Source organism: Nocardia sp. NPDC060220, assembly GCF_042727815.1.
Lineage (GTDB): Bacteria > Actinomycetota > Actinomycetes > Mycobacteriales > Mycobacteriaceae > Nocardia.
The window spans coordinates 1-2,411 of record NZ_JBHWZY010000966.1 but is presented as its reverse complement, the minus strand read 5'-3'; the positions used below and the strand labels follow the sequence as shown (position 1 = coordinate 2,411).

The 2,411-nt window shown below is 64.6% G+C and carries 3 protein-coding genes and 1 pseudogene; all 4 read left to right on the top strand.

Annotated features, from left to right (window positions below):
- Window positions 1-599, top strand: a pseudogene (locus ACFWF3_RS32360) (hypothetical protein); the annotation flags it as partial.
- A 167-nt stretch (window positions 600-766) separates the two neighbouring features.
- The gene (locus tag ACFWF3_RS32355; RefSeq protein ID WP_067456898.1) at window positions 767-1,342 is read left to right on the top strand and encodes an ATP-dependent Clp protease proteolytic subunit; all 576 of its coding nucleotides are present in this window, start codon (window positions 767-769) and stop codon (window positions 1,340-1,342) included.
- Between the two features lie 43 nt (window positions 1,343-1,385).
- Window positions 1,386-2,048 carry an ATP-dependent Clp protease proteolytic subunit gene (locus ACFWF3_RS32350; protein ID WP_378659420.1) on the top strand — a complete coding sequence of 221 codons (663 nt, stop codon included), beginning with the start codon at window positions 1,386-1,388 and terminating at the stop codon, window positions 2,046-2,048.
- 242 nt (window positions 2,049-2,290) lie between these two features.
- Window positions 2,291-2,411: ClpX C4-type zinc finger protein (locus ACFWF3_RS32345; protein WP_379317638.1), on the top strand; the 121-nt coding region annotated here is incomplete at its 3' end.

The window sequence follows — 2,411 nt, the reverse complement described above, 5'->3', positions numbered from 1 at the left end:
CCCCCGTCGCCTACGTGCTGGCCTGGCGCATGGCGCTGGCCAAAGACGCTCTGACCCACAGTGATCAGGCCGGTTCCATCCGTGACAAGGTGCTCGACACCCTGCTCGAGACCGTCGAGGTCCCGTTGCCCGAGGCCGTCGTCAAGGCCGAGGTCGACGCCGTGGTCCACGACGCCGTCCACGGTTTCGACCACGACGAGGCCAAGCTGGCCGAGGCGCTCGAGGCGCAGGGCTCCTCCCGCGAGGAGTTCGACAAGGACACCCAGGAAGCCGCCGAGAAGTCGGTGAAGACCCAGCTGCTGCTCGACGCCATCGCCGAGGCCGAGAACACGCAGGTCGGCCAGCAGGAGCTGACCGAGCGAATCCTGTTCCAGGCACAGCGTTACGGCATGTCGCCGGAGCAGTTCATCCAGCAGGTGCAGCAGGCGGGCCAGCTGGGCGCGGTCTTCGCCGACGTGCGACGCGGCAAGGCGCTGGCCGGAGTTGTCGGTCAGGTGAAGGTCACCGACTCCGAGGGCAATGTGGTCGACACCACCGAAATGTTCGGTGACCCTGCGGAATCCGCTGACATCGAGCTGGACGAAGCCGCTGCCGAGTAGGTTTCGGCGGCGTGATTTGATTGCGCTGTGAGCGAAGAAGGGCGGTGCCGGGAGTTCGGCGCCGCCCTCCTTCGTTAGTGTTTGTGACGACGAACCGTATTCGTATGGCCGTAGCAATCGGTGAGAAGAGAAGGCAGGTATCCGTGACGATCAACCAGGCAGGGGTCATGACAGCCGCTACCGCTGGACTCAACCTCAGTGATTCCGTATACGAACGGCTGCTTCGCGAGCGCATCATCTTCCTGGGCACCCAGGTCGACGATGAGATCGCGAACAAGATCTGCGCGCAGATCCTGCTGCTCTCGGCCGAGGACGCGACGAAGGACATCGCGCTCTACATCAACTCGCCCGGTGGCTCGGTCACCGCGGGCATGGCCATCTACGACACGATGCAGTTCGCCGAGTGCGACATCAAGACCGTCGCGATGGGTCTGGCCGCATCGATGGGACAGTTCCTGCTCACCGCGGGCACCAAGGGCAAGCGTTTCGCGCTGCCGCACACCCGGATCATGATGCACCAGCCGTCGGCGGGCATCGGTGGTTCGGCGGCCGATATCGCGATCATGGCCGAGCAGTTCGCCCACACCAAGCGTGAGCTCAACGAACTGCAGTCGCTGCACACCGGCAAGTCGGTGGAGCAGGTGACCGAGGACGCGGACCGCGACCGCTGGTTCACGGCGAAGGAAGCCCTGGAATACGGCTTCATCGACCACGTGGTCACGCACGCGAACCAGGCGAAGTAACCGCCGCCGTCCCCCCTCACTCGAGACAAGCTTGGAGATAAAGATGGCCAACCTCTTCGACCCGCGCGCCGGCCACGGCTCCGGTGCGAGCCTGCCGCAGTCGCGCTACATCCTGCCGCAGTTCACCGAGCAGACTTCGTTCGGCGTCAAGACTTCCGACCCGTACAACAAGCTGTTCGAAGAGCGCATCATCTTCCTGGGCAACCAGGTCGACGACGTGTCCGCGAACGACATCATGGCGCAGCTGCTGGTGCTGGAGTCCCAGGACCCCGACCGCGACATCACCATGTACATCAACTCGCCCGGTGGTTCGTTCACCGCGCTGATGGCGATCTACGACACCATGCAGTACGTGCGCCCCGACGTGGTGACGGTCTGCCTGGGTCAGGCGGCCTCGGCCGCCGCGGTGCTGCTGGCCGCGGGCGCTCCCGGCAAGCGCGCCGCGCTGCCCAACGCGCGCATCCTGATCCACCAGCCGTCGTCCGGCGGTGTGCAGGGCCAGGTGTCCGACCTCGAGATCGCCGCGGCCGAGATCGAGCGGATGCGTCGCCTGATGGAAGTCACCATCTCGCGCCACACCGGCAAGCCCGAGGAGCAGGTGCGCAAGGACACCGACCGTGACAAGATCCTGACCGCCGAGGAAGCCAAGGAATACGGCATCATCGACCAGGTCTTCGATTACCGGAAGCTCAGCGGACAGAAGTGACACGCCCGGGCCCGCTGTCCTGATCTGGGCGGCGGGCCCGGCTTTTTCAGCCGCGGTGGCTCACAATGGTGAGGACCCGCACAACCCTTCACATCGAACATGCGCGAGTTGTCGACCTGTCTCGCGCACACCAGGTACGGTCGACTCAGGGACCATTGCTCTGATTGACGGCACCGAGACGTATTTCCGGCCCAATCGGGGGACGACGGTCGCACTCGGACAAGGAAGTAGGGACCTACGAGATGGCGCGCATCGGAGACGGCGGCGATCTGCTGAAGTGCTCGTTCTGCGGAAAGAGCCAGAAGCAGGTCAAGAAGCTCATCGCGGGCCCTGGGGTGTATATCTGCGACGAGTGCATCGACC